Source organism: Arthrobacter sp. 10T413_2, from assembly GCF_056394205.1.
Genome location: NZ_JBFTHK010000009.1, coordinates 39,330 through 57,905, shown reverse-complemented (window position 1 = coordinate 57,905; position 18,576 = coordinate 39,330). Strand labels below are relative to the sequence as shown.

Annotated in this window: 19 protein-coding genes; 9 read left to right on the top strand and 10 right to left on the bottom strand. The window is 67.6% G+C overall.

Annotated elements, in window-relative coordinates; genetic code table 11:
* From AC1DBQ_RS03215 to AC1DBQ_RS03200, 4 genes are all read left to right on the top strand, one after another.
* A partial coding sequence (locus AC1DBQ_RS03215; protein WP_476927128.1) for a helix-turn-helix domain-containing protein occupies nt 1-310 on the top strand: 310 nt, incomplete at its 5' end.
* A gap of 168 nt (nt 311-478) precedes the next feature.
* Nucleotides 479-1,018 carry a CcdC protein domain-containing protein gene (locus AC1DBQ_RS03210; RefSeq protein ID WP_476927127.1) on the top strand — a complete coding sequence of 180 codons (540 nt, stop codon included), beginning with the start codon at nt 479-481 and terminating at the stop codon, nt 1,016-1,018.
* Between the two features lie 23 nt (nt 1,019-1,041).
* Nucleotides 1,042-1,821 (top strand): CPBP family intramembrane glutamic endopeptidase, encoded by a 780-nt coding sequence (locus AC1DBQ_RS03205; RefSeq protein WP_476927126.1) that lies wholly within the window; start codon nt 1,042-1,044, stop codon nt 1,819-1,821.
* A 71-nt stretch (nt 1,822-1,892) separates the two neighbouring features.
* A complete protein-coding gene (locus AC1DBQ_RS03200) occupies nt 1,893-2,696 on the top strand; it encodes a thioesterase family protein (RefSeq protein ID WP_476927125.1) in 804 nt (267 codons plus the stop codon).
* A gap of 15 nt (nt 2,697-2,711) precedes the next feature.
* On the opposite strand, the gene AC1DBQ_RS03195 is transcribed toward AC1DBQ_RS03200, so the two are convergent.
* Nucleotides 2,712-3,101, bottom strand: coding sequence for a DUF2177 family protein (locus AC1DBQ_RS03195; protein ID WP_476927124.1), 390 nt, complete (start codon nt 3,099-3,101; stop codon nt 2,712-2,714).
* Between the two features lie 16 nt (nt 3,102-3,117).
* Here AC1DBQ_RS03195 and AC1DBQ_RS03190 point away from each other — a divergent pair, with 16 nt between their 5' ends.
* Nucleotides 3,118-3,864 (top strand): lipoate--protein ligase family protein, encoded by a 747-nt coding sequence (locus AC1DBQ_RS03190; protein ID WP_476927123.1) that lies wholly within the window; start codon nt 3,118-3,120, stop codon nt 3,862-3,864.
* On the opposite strand, the gene AC1DBQ_RS03185 is transcribed toward AC1DBQ_RS03190, so the two are convergent.
* Both AC1DBQ_RS03185 and AC1DBQ_RS03180 read right to left on the bottom strand, forming a co-directional pair.
* Nucleotides 3,861-5,420, bottom strand: coding sequence for a carboxyl transferase domain-containing protein (locus AC1DBQ_RS03185; protein ID WP_476927122.1), 1,560 nt, complete (start codon nt 5,418-5,420; stop codon nt 3,861-3,863). The genes AC1DBQ_RS03190 and AC1DBQ_RS03185 overlap by 4 nt on opposite strands.
* Nucleotides 5,414-6,667, bottom strand: a complete 1,254-nt coding sequence (locus AC1DBQ_RS03180; protein ID WP_476927121.1) for a CaiB/BaiF CoA transferase family protein — start codon at nt 6,665-6,667, stop codon at nt 5,414-5,416. The genes AC1DBQ_RS03185 and AC1DBQ_RS03180 overlap by 7 nt, the downstream gene beginning before the upstream one ends.
* A 118-nt stretch (nt 6,668-6,785) precedes the next feature.
* Here AC1DBQ_RS03180 and AC1DBQ_RS03175 point away from each other — a divergent pair, with 118 nt between their 5' ends.
* Nucleotides 6,786-7,493, top strand: coding sequence for a FadR/GntR family transcriptional regulator (locus AC1DBQ_RS03175; RefSeq protein ID WP_116767935.1), 708 nt, complete (start codon nt 6,786-6,788; stop codon nt 7,491-7,493).
* A gap of 6 nt (nt 7,494-7,499) precedes the next feature.
* Complete coding sequence (locus AC1DBQ_RS03170) at nt 7,500-8,825, top strand: carboxylesterase family protein (RefSeq protein ID WP_476927120.1); 1,326 nt, start codon at nt 7,500-7,502, stop codon at nt 8,823-8,825.
* 34 nt (nt 8,826-8,859) lie between these two features.
* Here AC1DBQ_RS03170 and AC1DBQ_RS03165 read toward each other — a convergent pair whose 3' ends face one another.
* Together AC1DBQ_RS03165 and AC1DBQ_RS03160 are read right to left on the bottom strand one after the other, a co-directional pair.
* Complete coding sequence (locus AC1DBQ_RS03165; protein WP_476927119.1) at nt 8,860-9,690, bottom strand: oxidoreductase; 831 nt, start codon at nt 9,688-9,690, stop codon at nt 8,860-8,862.
* Between the two features lie 206 nt (nt 9,691-9,896).
* Entirely contained in the window at nt 9,897-10,523 is a 627-nt protein-coding gene (locus tag AC1DBQ_RS03160; RefSeq protein ID WP_476927118.1) for a cysteine hydrolase family protein, read from the bottom strand.
* A gap of 134 nt (nt 10,524-10,657) precedes the next feature.
* Here AC1DBQ_RS03160 and AC1DBQ_RS03155 point away from each other — a divergent pair, with 134 nt between their 5' ends.
* A complete protein-coding gene (locus AC1DBQ_RS03155) occupies nt 10,658-11,221 on the top strand; it encodes an N-acetyltransferase family protein (protein ID WP_476927117.1) in 564 nt (187 codons plus the stop codon).
* Nucleotides 11,222-11,306: 85 nt separating this feature from the next.
* The gene (locus AC1DBQ_RS03150) at nt 11,307-11,741 is read left to right on the top strand and encodes a hypothetical protein (protein ID WP_476927116.1); all 435 of its coding nucleotides are present in this window, start codon (nt 11,307-11,309) and stop codon (nt 11,739-11,741) included.
* Between the two features lie 38 nt (nt 11,742-11,779).
* Here AC1DBQ_RS03150 and AC1DBQ_RS03145 read toward each other — a convergent pair whose 3' ends face one another.
* The 5 genes from AC1DBQ_RS03145 to AC1DBQ_RS03125 all read right to left on the bottom strand — a co-directional run bounded on the left by AC1DBQ_RS03145 (nt 11,780) and on the right by AC1DBQ_RS03125 (nt 18,342).
* Nucleotides 11,780-13,063, bottom strand: a complete 1,284-nt coding sequence (locus AC1DBQ_RS03145) for a cytochrome P450 (protein WP_476927115.1) — start codon at nt 13,061-13,063, stop codon at nt 11,780-11,782.
* A 55-nt stretch (nt 13,064-13,118) separates the two neighbouring features.
* Nucleotides 13,119-14,750 (bottom strand): FAD-dependent oxidoreductase, encoded by a 1,632-nt coding sequence (locus AC1DBQ_RS03140; RefSeq protein ID WP_476927114.1) that lies wholly within the window; start codon nt 14,748-14,750, stop codon nt 13,119-13,121.
* 100 nt (nt 14,751-14,850) lie between these two features.
* Entirely contained in the window at nt 14,851-16,137 is a 1,287-nt protein-coding gene (locus tag AC1DBQ_RS03135) for an ABC transporter permease (protein WP_476927113.1), read from the bottom strand.
* Nucleotides 16,134-16,832 (bottom strand): ABC transporter ATP-binding protein, encoded by a 699-nt coding sequence (locus tag AC1DBQ_RS03130; protein ID WP_476927112.1) that lies wholly within the window; start codon nt 16,830-16,832, stop codon nt 16,134-16,136. The genes AC1DBQ_RS03135 and AC1DBQ_RS03130 overlap by 4 nt, the downstream gene beginning before the upstream one ends.
* Before the next feature lie 133 nt (nt 16,833-16,965).
* The gene (locus AC1DBQ_RS03125) at nt 16,966-18,342 is read right to left on the bottom strand and encodes an alpha/beta hydrolase (protein ID WP_476927111.1); all 1,377 of its coding nucleotides are present in this window, start codon (nt 18,340-18,342) and stop codon (nt 16,966-16,968) included.
* Between the last annotated feature and the right edge of the window lie 234 nt (nt 18,343-18,576).

The window sequence follows — 18,576 nt, the reverse complement described above, 5'->3', positions numbered from 1 at the left end:
CGATCCCACGGTGCAGCGGCGCCTCCTCGAGGCCCTGCAGCACGGCGATCAAGCTCCGCCCGGYACTGCGGCACCGGGMGGGATTCCCGCGGGAACGGCGAACGCGGCGGTCGCCGGACTGACCCCGCGGGAACGCGATGTGCTAGCCCTGATTGCCGAGGGGTTGTCTAACGCGGAGATCGCCGGGCGGCTCTTTGTCTCGGACTCGACGGTAAAGACGCACATCAACCACCTGCTGGCCAAGACGTCACTGCGGGACCGCGCCCAGCTCGTGGCGTATGCGTTCCGCAACGGGCTCATATCCGGCTGACCGGGTCCCGCAGGCGGCCCGACATGCCGGTCCTCCACCCACGGGTGGACAACCGTGCCCGTCAAGATCCATCCAGGGGCCGAATCGCCGCGGACGCGGCCTGCGTAGCGTGAAATCAACGCAATCAACGCACGCCGCCACCCCGGCCCGGACCCCTGGGAGAATCCCGTGACCACACACCTGAGCCTCGAAMAATGGCTCCTCAACATCGGACTGCTCATCTTCATCCTGGGCACCAACCTCGGACAGCGGAGGATCACCCGGCGCCGGCTGGTCCTCCCCGTGGCCCTCGCGGCGCTCGCAGGCATGCTGCTCCTCTCCGACGCGCCGGGCCGCGGCAATGACACGGCGCTCGCCGTCATCGGGRCCGTCGCCGGGATCGCCCTGGGCGTCCTTGCCGGGCTCTTCATGGACCTGGAGCGGAAGGCGGACGGGACAGTGGCAAGCCGGGCCGGCGCCGCGTACGCCACCTTGTGGGTCCTGGTGATCGGCGGCCGGGTCGCCTTTGCCGAGTCMGCCGGCGGGTGGGCCGCGGCCGCCGTCCGCGACTTCTCCATCAGCAACCACATCTCCGGCAGCGCCGCGTGGACCACGGCGTTCGTCATCATGGCGCTGGCGATGGTGGCCTCCCGCGTCATTACGACCCTAGTGYGGTGCCGCGCCCTTCCCGCCGCCCCCGCGCATCCGCTCCCTGCGGTGCACGCATGAAGCCCGACGCGAAAGGATCCGCCTTGACCTCCGCCCGCGTCTCCGTCGGCACCAGGCCCGCCGTCCATCCCCTCATCCACGCCCTCGTCCTCGCGGCCGCTGCCGCCGCAGCAACCCTCATAGCGGCCCTACTGCTCGGCTTGCTGGCGCCGGGCCTGGAGCCGGTGCAGCAGCGGTTAATCGCCGTGCTGATGCTCGCCGGCGCGGCCACCGGCGCCGTGGCCGCTACCAGCCGGGACATATTCAGGTCCGGACGCCTCCGGTGGAGGCTGTTGGTAGTTCCCGGCGCCGTCGCCTTGGCCCCGTTCGCCGGCGGGATCAAGGATCTCGGGCCCGCGGCGACCGCCGTCATGGTCGCCGGGTACCTCGCCACCGGCATCTACGAGGAACTGTGGTTCCGCGGGATGATCCTCAAGGCCCTGGCGTCCTGGACGCGGCTGCGGGCGGCCCTGGTGTCCTCGGCCCTGTTCGGGCTGATGCACCTGTGCAACATCGCGTTCGGAGCGAACCTGGCCGTCACCGCGGCGCAGGTTGTCGGTGCCGCCTGCTTCGGCGTCGGCCTGGCGGCTCTGCGCCTGCGCGGCATGAGCATGTGGCCACTGGTCCTCCTTCACGCCCTGACCGACATCGCGCTTCAGTCCGGCGATATCAGCAGCGCCTGGCGCTGGGGACTCATGATCGGCGGCGACACAGTGCTCCTGGTGTTMGGCGTTGTCCTCCTGCGGCCCCCGGCGGCACACCGTATGGAAAACGCGGCAGCACACCGGCCCGCAGGCGAGACCGCGAGGGCCGCGGACGGGTAACGCCCGGCGGCGGGCGCCTGAGGCGATAGGGTTGTCTGGAATTCTCCGATGGAAGCTGCGAAAGGTCGACGTTGACTGCTGAATTGCCTGTTCTGGCCGAGGGTGATTTCTACTATGAGGCGCTGGGGGACGGGCGTTTCCGCTCCACGATCCACGCCCAGGGTGCCTGGAACGTCCACGAGCAGCACATGGCCCCGGCATCCGGGATCATGGCTGACTGCCTGGCGAGGCACGAGCCGCGCGCTGACATGCGCATGGCGCGTCTCAGCTACGAAATCCTCGGGCTTATCCCCGGCGGGGACTTCGAGGTGGTGACATCCACCGTGCGTCCGGGCCGGACCATCGAGCTGGTGCAGGCCGAACTTGTCGCCGCAGGCCGCACGGCCATCCGCGCCACCGCCTGGCGGATGATCACCTCGGACACCTCCGCGATCGCGGCTTTCGAGGATCCCCGGATCCCGGCGCCGGAGGACTGCGATCCTTACGACGCCGCGGCCATCTGGCCCGGCGGCTACATCGCCTCCCTGCATATGCGGATCGCCGAGGGCCACCGCGCAGGCTCCGGGACCGTGTGGCTCCGTACCGACTATCCGCTGACCGACCGGGCAGACAGCGCCGACCTCGCCCGGCTGATCGGCCTCGTGGATACCGCCAACGGCATTGCCGCCCGGGTTCCGCCGGGCAACKGCAGCTACGCCTTCCCCAACTTGGACCTGCAGATTCACATGTACCGGCAGCCGGAGGGGGAGTGGCTGGGGCTGGATAACGAAGTATCGTTCGGCACCGACGGGATCGGGCTGACCTCCACGGTGCTGCATGACCTCACCGGACCGTTCGGCMGCGCCGAACAGATCCTGACGCTGCGAAAGTCCTAGTTCGTCTGGAGATTCCTAGTTCGTGTGGAAGACGAGCCAKCCGGCCAGCGTGGCCAGGGCCGTCAAAGCCGCACCCCAGAGGATGTCGACTACGATCAACTGCCACGGCCAGGTCTTGAGTGTGGCGGCATTGGTCAGATCGTAGGTGGCGTAGCCAAACACGCCCAGCGCGGCACCGTAGCCGACGGCGGTGAGCCAACTGCCGCCGTCGAGCGCGGGCCGCAGGGCAAAGAACACGATCCCGGCAATGTAGATCACGTAGAACACCACCGCGTACCCTAGATTGGGCTTGTCGGCCAGCAGGTCACCAATCTGGTGGCGGTAGAACGGGTTCATCGTCTTGAGCCAGATGGCGTCGATGATGGCGAACGCGGCGGCTACGACGAGGAATTGAAGGATGACCATAAGGGAGCATAACAATATGCCGCAGGCGCCAGCCGGACCCCGGACACTGTCGGTGGTGCGGCAGGAGGAATCGCTCGGCGCCGCCGCCGACCTCGACTTCGCGCTCGGGCTCCTCCAGAAGGTCAAGACCGGTGCGCTGGGTCCCACCCTCCGGCTCTACCGGCCGGTTCCCACGGTCGCCTTCGGGCAGCGCGACACGCACTTGGCCGGCTTCGAGGCCGCCGCCGCCGCCTGCCGGGAACACGGCTTCGAGCCTCTGGTCCGCAAGGCCGGCGGCCGCGCCGCCGCGTACCACCAAGGAACGCTGGTCATCGACCACCTGGAACCCGATACGGACGCGATCGCCGGGGCCAAAGGCCGGTTTTCGCTGTTTGGCGAACTGCTCGCCCGCGCGCTGCGCGACGCCGGCGTAGACGCCGGCGTCGGAGAGATCCCGGGCGAATACTGCCCCGGCGAGTTCAGCGTGCACGGCCGGGACCCGCAGGTCCCGGAACACCTCATCAAGCTCGTGGGCACCGCCCAGCGGGTGGTCGCCGGCGGCTGGCTCTTCAGCTCCGTGATCGTGGTGKAGAATTCCGCCCCGATTCGCTCAGTCCTGGAGGCCAGCTACGCCGCGCTYGGCCTGGACTGGGACCCGGCGACGGCGGGCGCCGCCGATGACCTCGTGCCGGGCCTCGACGTCGATGCCGTCGAAGCCGCTGTGGTTGCCGCCTACGGACGCTACGCCGCGCTCAGCGATGCTGAGTTCTTGAGCCTGCGCTAGGCGCGGTCCTCAACCGGACCGGTCCCGGACCGGGGAGCAACTGGTGGGAGCAGGCCGCCCAGGTTGCGGTATTTCGCCAGCCGCCGGGGGAGTAGCTCGGTGATTCCTGCAGTGCCGAGCGCACCGAGCTCGTACTCGATGGCCTGGCCCAGCCGCCGGCAGAAGGCCGTCGGCTCGTCGGCGGCATCGGGGCATTCGTCCACGACATGCTCCACGAGTCCGTTGGCGTGCAGCGATGCCACGTTGACGCCCTGGGCTTCCGACATGGCCGGCGCGAAGCCGGTGCTCCGGTGCACGATGGCGCTGGCGCCCTCGGGCGGGAGGGGAGACAACCAGGCATGCTGGGCCGCGATGGTCCGGTCCGCGGGCAGGAGGGCCAGCGCCCCGCCGCCGGCACCCTGGCCGAGCAGGACCGACACCGTGGGGGCGTTCAGCCCGATGAGGTCATGCAGGGAACGGGCGATCTCGCCGGCCAGGCCGCCTTCCTCGGCCTCCGGCGACAGTGCCGCCCCGGCGGTGTCGATCACGGTGACAACGGGCAGCCCGAGTTCCTCGGCGAGGCGCATGCCGCGGCGGGCCTCACGCAKGGACGCCGGGCCCATCGCCGTCTGCCGGGAAGGCCGGGGCCGGGTGTGGCCGATGACCACGCAGGATTGATGGCCGAAGCGGGCCAGGGCGAGCTGAAGGCCGGGGTCCTTTTCGCCCTGGCCKGTGCCGTTGAGCGGGAGCACGTCCCGGGCGCCGTGCGCAAGCAGTTGGCGCACATCCGGCCGGCGGGGATTGCGGGAAATCCTGATCGATTCCMAAGCGCCGGCGTCGGACGGCTTCACCGACAGCGTCGCGGGAGGGGCCGCCCGAGTCTKGGGGCGGGTGACCACAATGCTCAAKGCGCGGTCGACGACGTCGGACAGTTGCCCGGGCGGGACCACTGCATCGATCAGACCTTTGTCGAAGAGGTTTTCTGMCCTCTGGACGCCCTCCGGGAACGGTTCGCCGCGGAGGGCCTCGTAGACCCGTGGTCCAAGGAAGCCGAGGAGGGCTCCGGGCTCGGCGGCCGTGATGTGGCCGAGGGATCCCCAGGACGCCATGACCCCGCCGGTGGTGGGATGCCGCAGGTAGACCAGGTAGGGCAGGCCCGCCTGCCGGTGGGCGCGGACGGCCGCGCTGATCTTCACCATGGACAGGAACGCGATGGTCCCTTCCTGCATGCGGGTGCCGCCGGACGCCGGGCCCGCGAGGAGCGGCAGGCCTTCGCGGGTGGCCCGTTCCACGGCGTTGACGATCCGTTCCGCCGCGGCGAGGCCGATGGAGCCCGCGAGGAACCGGAATTCGCTGACGATGACGGCGACCCGGCGCMCGCGGATGAAGCCCTCGCCGGTGAGGACGGATTCGTCCACTCCGGTCTTGGCCCGGGCGGCGGCGAGTTCCTGCCGGTACTCCGGCCCGGGATCGGGGTCCACGACCGGTGCGTCCCAGCTCCGGTAGGAACCCGGATCGAGGACCGCGGCGAGGAGTTCGGTCGCGTCCAGGTGCCGGACTTTCTGTTGGGTCAGCATGCCTGGTGACCTTCCTGTGCCGTGCCGGATTCAGTGGCCGTGCGGCTGGCCGCGGTCAGCCMGAGCCACCGCCGGATCTGCTCCCCGTCCTGGTCGAGCAGCGGCGGTGCAGCGTGGGCCTTCAGCGTGGTTTCCGCGCTGCCGGCGGGGCCGAAGAACCGCAGCGGGGGACCGGGCAGGCTCACGGTGCCGAGGATTTTGTGGTCGACGTCGATCACGAGCCCCTGCGAACGGACCTGGTCCCATTCGTAGACCTCGTCCAGGGTGCGGACCTTGCCGGCCGGGATGCCGGCTTCGTTGAGTTTGGCGAGCAGCGGGCCGGCCTCGAAATCGGAGAACACGCGCTCCACTTCCTCGATGACTTTCTCGCGGTTCYGCACGCGGTCGGCATTGGCGGCGAACTCCGGCCGCRCGGCGTCGATCCCGAACTCGGCAGCGAACGTGCGCCAGAGTTTTTCGCTGCCCACGCTGATCTGGACCCGGCCCTGCCGGCAGTGGAACAGGCCGTAGGGGGCGATGGAGGGGTGGTGGTTGCCCTGGGCCCTGGGAACCTCGCCGGCCACGGTGGACCTGGTGCCCTGGAAAGCGTGGACCCCGATCAAKGCCGCCAGCAGCGAGGTACGGACGATCTGGCCCTGGCCGGTGCGTTCGCGCTGCAGCAGTGCGGCCAAGGTGCCGAACGCCCCGTACATGCCGGCGAGGAGGTCTGCGATGGGGACCCCGACGCGCTGGGGATCGTGCGGCCCGGACCCGGTCAGGGACATCAGCCCGGCTTCGCCCTGGAGGATCTGGTCGTAGCCGCTGCGCCGGGATTCGGGGCCGTCGTGCCCGAACCCGGTGATCGACAGGACCACCAGGGCCGGATTCAGGGCATGCATCTCCGCAGCAGAGAACCCGAGCCGGTCCAGGACGCCGGGACGGAAGTTCTCGATGACCACGTCGGCGCGCTCCAGCAGTTCACGCAGCACTGCCCGGCCGTCGTCGCTCTTCAAATCCAGGGCAATGGATTCCTTGTTGCGGTTGCAGGACAGGAAGTACGTGGCCTGGGGATCGTCGTCGGGGCCCACGAACGGCGGCCCCCAGCCGCGGGTGTCGTCTCCGGTACCGGGGTTCTCCACCTTGATCACCCGCGCGCCGAGGTCTGCCAGCATCATCCCGGCATGCGGACCGGCAAGGGCGCGGCTCAGGTCCACCACGAGATAACCGGTCAGGGGGCCGTGGGCGCGCGGCGTGGATTCAGAAGTCATGAGGTGGGCTCCGGATTTTGCGATAATTGGATTACTGGCCTAGCCTCCTAGACACTAGGTGTCTTTGTCAATAGTTCTCCGGTAGTCTTAGGAGTCAGGACAGGCTGGAAGGACGCGCATGGCAAAGCAGGCGGCAACGCATCAGATTTCCCGCGTTTCGCGGCCGCGGCTCTACGAACAGCTGGTGGAGCAGATCATGGATTTCATCGAGGCCGCCCAGCTGGGTCCTGGCGACACGCTGCCTGCTGAGCGGGACCTTGCCGAGCGGCTGGGGGTTTCGCGGGCAACGCTGGCGCAGGCCCTCGTGGCCTTGGAAGTACTTGGTGTGATCGACGTCCAGCACGGCACAGGTGCAGTGCTGGTCTACCGGCCCAACGTTCCTTCGGTGATCAAGGGCCTCCGCGAGCACCGCAGCCGGCTGCCCGAGATCGTTGAGGCGCGCAGCACGCTCGAGGTCAAGCTGGCCGAGCTGGCCGCGGCACGGCGCACCGGGCAGGACATGAAGGCCATCGATCAGGCCCTCGAGGCCATGGCGGAAGAAGTCGCCACGGGAGACCGCGGTGCACGCGGTGACGAGCTCTTTCACCAGGCGGTGACCGCTGCCGCGCATTCGGCAGTGCTGGCCCAGTTGATGACGTTCATCGCCGGAATGGTCCTGGAAACGCGCCTCGAATCGCTCGGACAGCCTGGCCGTCCGGAGCAGTCGCTCGCCTCCCACCGCAAGATCGCCGATGCGATCAGGTCCCAGGATTCGGCCGCCGCCGCGGCGGCAATGCTGGAGCACATTGACCTTGTCTCCGATGTGGCCCTGCTGAAAAACGGCTGAACCGGTATGACTGAGGACCATTCTTTCGCACCGCCGTGCGGTCCCGTCACCGGATGGCGCGACGGCGCCGTCGTGCGTGCCACCGGCATTCCATACGCCACCGCGGGCCGTTTTCAGCCGCCGGCGCCGGCCTCCGACTGGACGGACGTGCTCACGGCAACGTCCCTGTCCCCGGCGTGCCCGCAGGCCCCGGTGCCCTTCCTGGACGACGTGCTGGGCACCCGCTACGGCGAACTCCCCGGCGACGAGCATTGCCAGCACCTGTCGATCACCCTGCCCGCCGATGTCGGGGACGRCGAACGGCTGCCGGTCATGGTGTGGCTGCACGGAGGGTCCTACACGTCCGGCTCGGGGGACCTGGCGATTTTCGACCCGGCCGTGCTGGTTGCCGAAACCCGCGTCATCGTCGTCTCGGTGACCTACCGGCTGGGCATCTTCGGATATTTGTCCACCAGCACCGGCCGGCCCGCCAACCTGGGCCTGCTGGACCAGATCCAGGCGTTCCGCTGGGCGCAGCGCAACATCGCATCCTTTGGTGGCGATCCGGGCAGGGTCACCGCCTTCGGGCAGTCSGCCGGCGGCGACGCCGTCGCGCACCTCATGGCGACGCCGGACGCGGCGTCCCTCTTCCAGCGGGCCATCATCCAAAGCGCACCCTTGGGGATTACCCGCGGGCGGGAAAAGATGAGCGCCGCCATGGGCGCCGCCGCGGAAGCCGTCACCGACGCCACCCCGGCGATGGAGGTCGTCGCCCTCKAGGAGGATGTGGCCCGGGCTGCCAGCAAATTCGGGCTCATCGCTGCCATGCCGTTCGGAACCCAGTACGGGCACGCGCCCCTGCCCAAGGAATCCGAGGTTGACCAGGCCTGGAATGCTGCTGCGCCGGGGATCGACATCCTCATTGGCCACACGGCGGAGGAGGCCCGGCTGTTCCTGCCCCAAAGCCCACTCCTCAGCCGGGTGGCGCGGCTTCCCGTCGTCGGCAGCGCCGTGCTCAAGGCCGTCACGTGGGTGGTCACCGAAGTGGTGTACGGCAAGTCAGCCAGACAGTTTGCCAGGCGTCATGTGCGCGCTGGCGGACGGGCCCACAGCTACGTGCTGTCCTGGCGGGCACCCGGCAACATTTACGGCGCCGCACACACGGTTGACCTGCCGMTGCTGTTCGGCCACCAGCGGAYGTGGGAGTCCGCAGGACTCCTTGCCGGTGCCACCTGGGACGAGGTCAACGCCCATGGACGGGCGATGCGGGCACTMTGGGCAAAATTCGCCTACGGGGAGAGCCTGGGGATCCGGGGAGAGATTCCCGGCTCGCTCCGGTACCGCGCGGTCTGAACGTAGGCCCGGGCGTGGGCGCCGCCGGGCCTGTTCAGCCGTCGATGCCCGTGCTGAGGCTGAGTTCGCGCCATTGGTCCAGCTCCGTGCGCTGTGCGTCGGCGACGGCGGCAAAGGCGTCGAAAGCGTCTTTGCCGAGCACCATGAGCGAGGGCGGGTTGGCGCTGTCGACGACTGCCAGGATGGCTTCTGCGGCCTTGGCCKGGTCGCCCGGCTGGGTRCCGTGGACTGTGTCGTTCTCCTTGCGTCGCTTCCCGGCCGTCTCCGCATAGTCCGGAATCGCCGTCGCCGACTGGGTGAGTGAGCGGCCGGCGAAGTCGGTCCGGAACGCGCCGGGCTCGATCACGGTGACCTTGATGCCGAGGGGCTTCAGTTCCTTGTGGAGTGAACCGGACAGGCCCTCCAGGGCCGCCTTGGTTGCCGAGTAGTAGCCGGACCCGGCAGGTGAGATGCGTGCTCCGATGGAGGAGATGTTCAGGATGTTCCCTGCCCTTTTCGCGCGCATGTCCGGGAGGACCGCTTTGATCATGTCGACGGCGCCGAAGACGTTCGTGCCGAACAACTGCCGGATGTCGGCGTCGTCCGCTTCCGCCACCGCGGCGCGGTAGCCGTAGCCGGCATTGTTGACCAGCACGTCGATGCCACCGAAGCGCGTCCGGGCCTGCTCAACCACCGAGCCGATCTGTGCCTTGTCKGTGACGTCGAGGGGGAGGGCCAGTGCGGTGTCCGGGTATTCGGCCGCGATGTCCTCCAGGGTGGCGGCGTTTCGTGCCGTGACGACGGCGTTGTGGCCGTGCGCGAGCACTGCTTGGGCGAGGGCGCGGCCGAGCCCGGTCGAGCATCCTGTGATGAGCCAAGTGGACATGGGGTCTTCCTTTCATTTCTCCGTAACCGGAGGTTGGAGGCGGTCCGCGTGGGGCCGCCAGGGGTTCCTCTACAGAACACCGCAGAATCGGCACGTTTGGGAGTGGCTGTTGATACAGGTAGTGGCAGGCCCCCTCGGGACCGGCCGGCCCGGGGTGGGGGGCCTACTTATGTCAGGGCGGCGCTTGGCAGGATGGAGCAGGAAGGTCAGCCCCGGCCTGCGGCCGCGTCGCGTCCTGCCTGAGTGCTGGCGAAAATGTCCGGTTTCGGGACGGGCGTGCCGTGTTCAACAGCGTCGATCCACTCACGGGTGGTCAGGACGGAGGCGAAGCGCGACTGCAGGACCATGAGCACGGCGGTGTGCAGCTGTTCGGCGMCAAGTGATCCCGCGTAGTTGGACATGGCTAGAGTTCCTGTGGCGTCGGAGAGGAACTCGACCTTCAGTCCACGGTGTGCCGCGTCCCGGGCGGTTGATTCGTCGCAGTTCTGTGTCATGTACCCGGCGATCACGACTGTGTCGATGTCACGCTCAGCGAGCCATTCCGCGAGATCTGTGCCGGCGAAACAGGAGGGAAGGGTCTTTTCGATCAGGTGGTCATGGCTACGGCTGCTKACKACGGGGTGGAAGGCGAATCCGTGGCTGCCGCGGGCGAAAATTGGCGATGTTTCCGGCGCAGTTTGCTGGACCGCAACGACAGGAATGCCCGCTTCCGTAGCGGCGTCCATGGCTTTGCCGATGTTGGCCAGGCTCACTTCCGGGTCGGGGAAACCGATCGGCAGGTTTCCGGAGATGTATTCGTTCTGCACGTCGATGACGAGAAGGGCGCGGTTCACTTGTGCTCCTTGAATGTGCGTGGTCGAGCGGGCGAGAGGCATCCCGGCGTTGCGATCCTAGCCTCTTTCCGTGCGGGAGAGTCCCTCTCGCGCGCCGCACGGCACCGGTGACCTCAGTTGATAGATTCGCGAGCATGACCACTTCGGATATCAGCGTCAGGGCCGCGACCGAAGACGACGCCGCGCGGCTGGCAGAGATTCACGTTGCGGCATGGCGGGCCACGTACCGTGGCGTCATGACCGATCAGTATCTTGACGGCCTTGACGTCGGACGCGCGGCGTCTGCGTGGCGCCGCAATATCCGCGAACCCCGCGAGGGGACGATGCACCTCGTGGTCCAATGCGGCAATKAGGTGACGGGATTCGCCATTGTCGGTCCCGCCGTCGGAGGCTCGGCAGYGGGCGCCGGTCAGCTGCACGCGATCAATGTGCATCCGGACTGGTGGGCGCAGCGCGCAGGCTCCGTCTTGTTTGCAGCCGCCGAACAGCAGTTGATCGAACTCGGCTATGAGCGGGCAGTTCTCTGGGTGGCGAAGAGCAACGACAGGGCCATCAGCTTCTACAACAACCGCCGTTGGTTCCAAGACGGAGCGACCCTGGAAGACGCCAGATTCGATCMTCCCGTTTCAGAGAACCGCCACAGCCGGACCCTTTCGCCGCTGCGGCAACGCGGCGCCCGACCGCCGTCGGGTCATTAGGGCACACTATTGKGTCTTGATCGCCGCCGCGTGCGACTAGCGGGTGTAGGCTCGCCGTCATCCAAGGCCTGAGGGGGACGGTGCGATGAGGCGGCACAAATTATCGATGATCGCGGTGCTGGCCGCGGCGGTTGTGAGCATGACGGGTTGTTCGGGGGAGCAGGGCCTGAAGGCCCTGGACCGACCCGCGACGGACCGCGACACCCTGCCGAGCGTCGTCGTCATGGGCAGTGCCAACAAGACCCTGACGGACAGTTTCCGGCTCCTGGCTGAGAACGACGGCTATTCGTATTACGTGGGGCAGGACGTGAAACAGAGTGTTTCCTGCCTCGTGGTTGTTCCTGCGGGGGATGAGACGGCATGGGCTGCAGCGTGCGGGGACTTGTCCCAGGGGACCCACATCCTGKCGTTGGGCCTCGACAAAGGACGTCTCAATGTTCGCCTGGTCGGAGACGACGCGGACACGAAGAAGCTGGAATCGGAAGGCGCCACCAGGATTCACCAGAACATCTACCGGTAGCCGGCCAAGGCCAACGCCGGGGCGCAGCCAACGCCGGGTCAGTCGGCCCTACCGGACCGTGCTGTCGCCGGCGGGCCCGCCAGGGCGCGGACGCCGTCGATGTGCACCGGGAGGTGGGAGGGGCCGCGCAGGAACGGGCTCGGCCGGTACGGGGGCGGGTCGGAKAGCAGTCGCGGGTTCTCCAGCCTGGTGGCGAAGGCGGTGAGGGCGATTTGCGCTTCCAGCCGGGCCAGGGGCGCCCCGAAGCAGAGATGKACGCCGCCGCCAAAGCCGAGGTGTTGGTTGTTGCGCCGGTCCGGGATGAAGAGGCCGGGATCAGCCACGTGGGCGGGGTCCCGGTTGCCCGCGGCCAGGACCAGGGTGAGGGAAGCGCCGGCCGGGATGGTGGTGCCGGCGATGTCGATGTCATCGAGGGCGGTTCTGAACGGGACGAAATGTACGGGCGGCTCGTAGCGAAGCAGCTCCTCGACCATGGGGATGRCCACGCCGGGATCATCGCGCAACCTCTGGAGCTCGGCCGGGTGGCGCAGCAAGGTCAGTGCGCCGTTGGAGATGAGGTTCAMGGTGGTTTCATGGCCGGCGATGAGCAGGAGAAGCCCGGTGCTCACCAGTTGTTCGTCCGGCATGCGGCCTTCCGGGCCGTCATCGGTGGCCATCGCCGACAGCAGGTCGTTCCCCGGTGCCCGTCGGTGGGTTTCGACCAGCTCTTGCATGAAAGCGCGCAGTTCCTTGCCGGCCTCAATCCGCTTCTTTTGCTGGGTTTCTGGATCCAGGCCGGGATCCGTCGATTGCAGGGCAACATCCACCCAGACCCGGAAGCGCTGTTCATCTCCCGGAGGCACTCCAAGAAGTTCGCAGATCACCGTGACGGGCAGCGGATACGCCAGGTCATCGACGACGTCGATCCGGCTGCGGGCCGCCATGTTGTCGATGAGGTCGGTGACAATTTCCGTCATMCGCGCCTCCATCCCCGCCACCCTGCCCGGCGTCGTGGGCGGTCCGAAATGCCGCATGGTGATCCGCCGGAACTTGTCGTGATCAGGAGGATCCATGCTGAGGAACGTTGGCGTCATGCCCGGCCCGTCCCCTTCCCCGTCCTCACCGGCGGCGGCGCGCATTGCAGCGGCCGCCGGGTTGCGCTCAATGTCGGAACTGACCCGMGGATCGTGCAGCAGGGCGGCGATCTCCGCGTAGCTGCTCACGAGGTAGCTTCCGTCCGGAAGCCGTGTCACCGGGGTCTTGCGGAGCTCGTCGTAGAAGGGGTACGGGTTGGCCCGGTTGGAGTAGTCGAGGATCTGCTCCCATGTGCTGGGCTGGGACATGGCGAAGGCTCCTTGGGTTGTGGGTCCGGTAGCTGCCGGTCTCCGGGGCGGCGCTCTACGGGACGCGGCGGTCAGTCAGCCTGGCGCGTCGCTCATTGGGATAGTGGCCGGTTACGACGACGGTCGCGTCCTGGGTGGGGTTGGCGGCGGCCGGGAAACCGGCCGGCACCGGCTGGGCTTCGGCGGGTTCGTCAACATGGTGGAACGTGGGCGGGAACGGCGCCGCCTGCTCGATCAGCGGTTCGTAGAATTCCAGCCATTTGTTCTGGTTGAAGGCCACCGCAGCCACGATGCGTCCCTTGTAGCCGTAGACGGCCAGGAACCGCCGCAACGCGACCGAACCTTGCACGATGGCGACCTCATCCGCGACCGAAGGCACGCCCACGCTCTTGATTTCGGTGCCGAACTGGACGGACCAGAATTTCGGCACGGCAAGGTGCGGCCAGCGTTCGGTCTCGMCGCTGACCATATTGTGTGCTGCAACGTCGGCCTGGGAGATCGCGTTGCCCCAGTGCTCGACGGCGAGGAACTGGTAGCCGAACATCGGCTGCGGGGCGCGGGACGCGTCGCCGGCGACGAAGACATCGTCGGTGACCAGCCCGTTGACGTCGAAAGCGCGGCAGCCGGCGTCGCACGCGACGCCCCACGGACCGCTCGCCAATCCGGAACCGGCGAGCCATTCGGCGTTACGGACGGCCCCGAGCGCGGCGACGGCCACGTCCACCTCCAGCGTTGTGCCATCGGACAGGTGGGCGCGGCACAGCTGTCCGGTCGCGTCGCCTTCGAGCGAAACCACCCTGACACCGCAGCGCAGATCCACGCCGTTCTCTTCCTGCAGCTCTCCGGCGATTGCGCCGATCACACTGCCGAGCGCCGCGCCGAGCGGTGCCGGACCCGCCTCCGCCACCGTGACCGGCAGGCCGAGTTCGCGGCACACCGAAGTGACTTCGCAACCGATGAACCCGGCGCCAATGACCAGGACCCGACGAGGGCGGCCGGCCAGGAGCTTGCGAAGCGTTGCTGCATCCTCCCGGGTTCGCAAGGTTAGGACTCCTGCCAGCGCCGCCTCCGCTGCGTTGGGCCAGGACCGGGCCCGCACCCCGGTGGCGATCAACAGCTTGTCGAACCCGATCCGGCTACCGTCGGCGAGCTGTACCTGTCGTGCGGCCAGATCCAGTCCTGTGGCCGCGACGCCCAGACGCCAGTCGACGTCGAGGGGCCGGCGGCGTGGCAGCGACGTGTCTTCGGACCGTACCGCACCGGCCAGGACCTGTTTCGACAGCGGCGGCCGGTCATACGGCTCGTGTGTTTCCTCGCCGATCAGGGTCAGCGAGCCTGTGAACCCCTCCTCGCGCAGCCGTTCCGCTGCGCGCAGGCCGGTCAGTGACGCGCCGACGACGACGATCCGTCCGGATCGTTTGAAGATGCCCCCGTTGCCTCCGATAGCGGCTGCCGCACCCGGGGTTTCTGTCGGAGGTTGCGAACTCTCCGGCTCCCCAAGCTGGTCGAGCCGGATGGCCTGTACGGGACAGGCGGCCGCAGCCCGCCGGATCCGTGTTCGCTGCGCCTCGTCAGGGGCGGGGTCGTACGTGAGTGCCTCGTCCCCCTGGATCGTGAAGACGTCCGGGGCGAGGAAGGCACACTGCGCGTAACCCTGGCATTTAGTGAGATCGACGACGAGCCTCATGCCGAACTTCTCCCTGTTTCGTCAAGCCAATCGAGTCTAAGCCTCGCGAGCCGGCCGCGGAAGAGGCCTGCGGCCGGCTGGGGGGAGGCCCTGGCGTGCCTTATTCGTAGCGGAGGGCGTCGATCGGATTTTGCCGCGCTGCCCGCCACGCCGGGAGGGTTCCGGCGACGAAGGCGATGGCCATGACCAGGAGGATGACGCCGGCAACGGAGCCGGGAGCGAAGGCGAGGATGTGGAGGCCCTCCAGATCGCTGAGGGGCCCGCGGCCCAGGGCGCCGCTCACTGCGGTGCCGAGCCCGATTGCGGCGGCGGACCCGATGGCGCTTCCGAGGAAGCCAATGAACGCCGCTTCGGTGCTGAAGAGCGCGAAGACGGATCCACTGCCCATGCCCATGGCTTTCATGAGGCCGATTTCCCGGGTGCGTTCCTGCACGGACATCAGCAGGGTGTTCACGATCCCGAAGCCTGCGGCCACCAGGGCGATKACGGCGAAGGCGTCCAGGACGCCGATGATCCCGTTGATGACGGTTTTGACCGTGCCGATCCGGTCATCGAGGGTCTGGGCGGTATAGCCGGCCGCGGCGAGCTTGCCCTTCATGTCGTTGACCTGAGCGGCGGATGACGGTGCGAAACTGGCTGTCACGTTCGCCCAGACGGACTTTGATGCGGCAGGCGCGCCGGTTCCCTGGGCATCGGCGAGGGCCGTTGAGAGGGACTTGTTGATGAAAGCGCCGCCGCCGCCGAGCAGTGCGCTCTGTTCAATGCCGGTGATGCGGGCAGTGATGGGGTGCATGGTTCCGGTCGCGTCGGTGATGCCGATCGTGGCGTCCTGACCGACGGCCTGGTTATTCTCGGCAAAGCCGAGCGGGGCCACGTAGCTGGAGGGCAGGATCAGCTGCGGCTGGGCTGCGGAATCGTCCAGGGCTGCCCCCGCCKCGAGCTGCGGCTGCGCCCCGGCAAGGGGGCTGACCGACAGCTGGTACTTGTCGTGGTCGTTCCATTGGATGAAGTCCGGGCTGAGCCGGGTCACCGGGGTGACGCCGGTGATACCCGGGATGGCGCCGATCGCGTCCAGATCGGCCTGGCCCAGGGCCAGCTGGGTGGAACCCGGCCGTCCGCCGGCCGCAAGGACTTTCGTAGTGGCGTMGTATTTCTTCGGTCCGGAGGCGGGATTGCCGCTCGTGTCAGTTTTACCGACCGTGAAGGAATTGCTGGAKCCGACGGCGGCGATCTGGCTGTCGATGTAATTGGAGATGCCGGTGCCAAGGCCGTTGGTAATGGTCAGGGTGAACGCTCCGACGAAGATCGCCAGGATGGTCAGCAGCGTGCGCAACTTGCTGCGGAAGCTGTTCGCCATGGCGGTCTTCAGGATTTCGAGCGGGTTCATGCCGCGTGCTCCTCGTCGGTGGTGATCAGCAGGCCGTCACGGATATAGAGACGGCGGTTGAAGCGGGCGGCAAGGTCGTGGTCGTGGGTGACGGTGATCAKGGTGATGCCGTGGTTGGCATTGAGGTCGAACAGGATGTCCTCGACGATGCGCCCGGTGGCCGTGTCCAGGTTCCCGGTGGGCTCGTCCGCGAACAGAACCTGGGGACTGGTGATCAGGGCCCGGGCGATGACGACCCGCTGTTTCTGGCCGCCGGAGAGGTTGCCGGCTTTGTTGCGGGCCTTGTCGGCCAGTTCGAGCTGTTCCAGGAMGGCCATCCCGCGGGCGCGCCGTTCACGGCTGCCGACGCCGGCGATCTTCAGGGGGAGGACGACGTTCTCCAGCACGCTGGAACCGGGGTTGAGGAAGAACTGCTGGAACACGAAGCCGAACATGGTGTTCCGCAGCGCGTTGAGCCGCCGGCCGCTCAGGGTCTTCGCGTCAGTCCCGTCGACGTGGACCTGCCCGCCGCCGGGGGTGTCCAGGAGTGCGAGGATGTGCATCAGCGTTGACTTTCCGGAGCCGCTCTTCCCCACGATCGCCACGGAATCGCCGCGGCCGATCTCCAGGGAGACGCCTTTGAGTGCGTCGAAGCGGTCGGGCCCGCGACCGTAGGTCTTGGTGAGGTCCTGGGCGGCCAGAATTGGCACAGACATGGGGTTCCAATCAGGAGGTGGGACTACATAAAGGTCAGGGAGGAGGGGCGGCCTGCGACGGGGCGGCGGCCCGGCACGCGAGCTCAGAAGCTTAGGGGACTGAGGGAGGTGGCGGCCCTCATGACGGGGCCACTCACGACGGGGCCAGTCCGAATCTCTGGAATAGCAGCGGCAGCCCGGACTTGAGGCCATAGCTCACAGCGTCCCCGCGGTGTCCGATCCCTGGCCCGACGAACCGGTGCGTTGTCATGCCGGCGGCCTTCGCAGCTGCCGCGGCTTTCGCGCCCTGAGGCCCGTACTGCGGGTCAACGGAGCCGTTTGTGAAGATGGCGAGCTCATCGGTGTACTTATGGGCCTTGAGGATCGTTGCGGGCTTCTCCGCATCGAACGCGGCCTGGCTCCCTTCGAAAATGGTCTTCACTGTATTGGCCACGGTGCCGTCCACAGGCTCCAGCTCTCCCGAGATGTCCAGCAGCGAGCCGAAAATCTCCGGTCGCTTGGCCGCGAATGAGAGCGCGCATTCCCCGCCGTTGGAGTATCCCGCCACGGCCCACTGGGTCCGGTCGGTCGCAACGTTGAGGTTCTTGCGGATGTAGTTGACGACGTCGGTAGTGACATAGGTGTAGACGTTGCCTTTGGCGGAGTCGACGCAGACAGGATTCTTGTAGGGATCGCCCAGCTGATCCACCGTGAGGAGCAGCGGGGCCAACCCGTGATTTTGCTGCGCCAGGGCATCGAGTTCCTCGACGGCGGATTTGCTCTGTTCGGGGCCTCCGGGCTGTCCCATCATCATGATGACGATCGGCAGAGGCGGCGGGTTATCCACCAGGGCGGCGGGCGGCAGATAGAGGAAGGCGTCCCGGGCGTGGAATCCGGAGGCATCGGCCGGAATCGTGACTGACCCGCTGCGTCCGACGGCCGGCATCCCCGCAGGTGCCTTCCAGCTTTGCCAGAGGGCGGACCCGGCTCCCGGCTGTTGTGCCGGATTCAGTTTGGGCAGGGTCAGATGCTTGGCCTGGTTCATGCCCAACATGGCTCCCAACGTCGGGTTCAGTCCGTAACCTGCATTGATCCCCAGCGCTGCTGTMGCAATGAACAACAGGCAGGCGAGGACGGCGACGGTCTTCCGCCACCAGCGGGACCGCCACAGACTTACACCAGCCAGGCCGAGCCCCGCGAACGCGACAATCGCCCAGATGCGGGTGTCCGTGTCCAGCGGCAAACCGAAGACATTCAGCACCACTTCGCAGACAAACAGCGTCAGTGCTCCGGCGAGGGCGCCGGCGGCCGCGGATACGGCCGCTATGAAGAGCCACCTCCGCCGTCCGGGCAGTCGTGATGCGGCCGACGCCGGGTCACTGACCTCCCCGGCTGATGACCCCGGGCGGCGGGCCCGGCGCGGCAGGAGCCCGGCACGCAGGAGCAGGAAGAGGACCGCGAGGGCGGAAAGGGCATAKAAGGAATAGAGCAACGGCTCATCGATGACGCTGACATTGAGGAGCTGCTCCATCGTGATTCCTCCTGTCCGCGATTGGGGTTACGGCCGGCGGTCCGCCAAGGCCGGACGCTGCTCCGCACGGGAATGCAAGCGCCTTCAGTGKCTTTTATAGCACGCCAGCCGTAGGCGAAGCTGGGAGTTTGAGGGGTGCTAGCATCGTTCCGGCCCTGKGCCGCCGTCGACGAGCGATCAGGGGAACAGCCTTTTGCGGGCTCGGACGTAAGTGGTCAAATGGAAGCGACAGGA

Excerpts from the sequence above, each read along its gene's own strand:
- AC1DBQ_RS03175 (WP_116767935.1), top strand. The coding sequence starts at position 6,786 with ATGGCAAAGCAGGCGGCAACGCATCAGATTTCCCGCGTTTCGCGGCCG.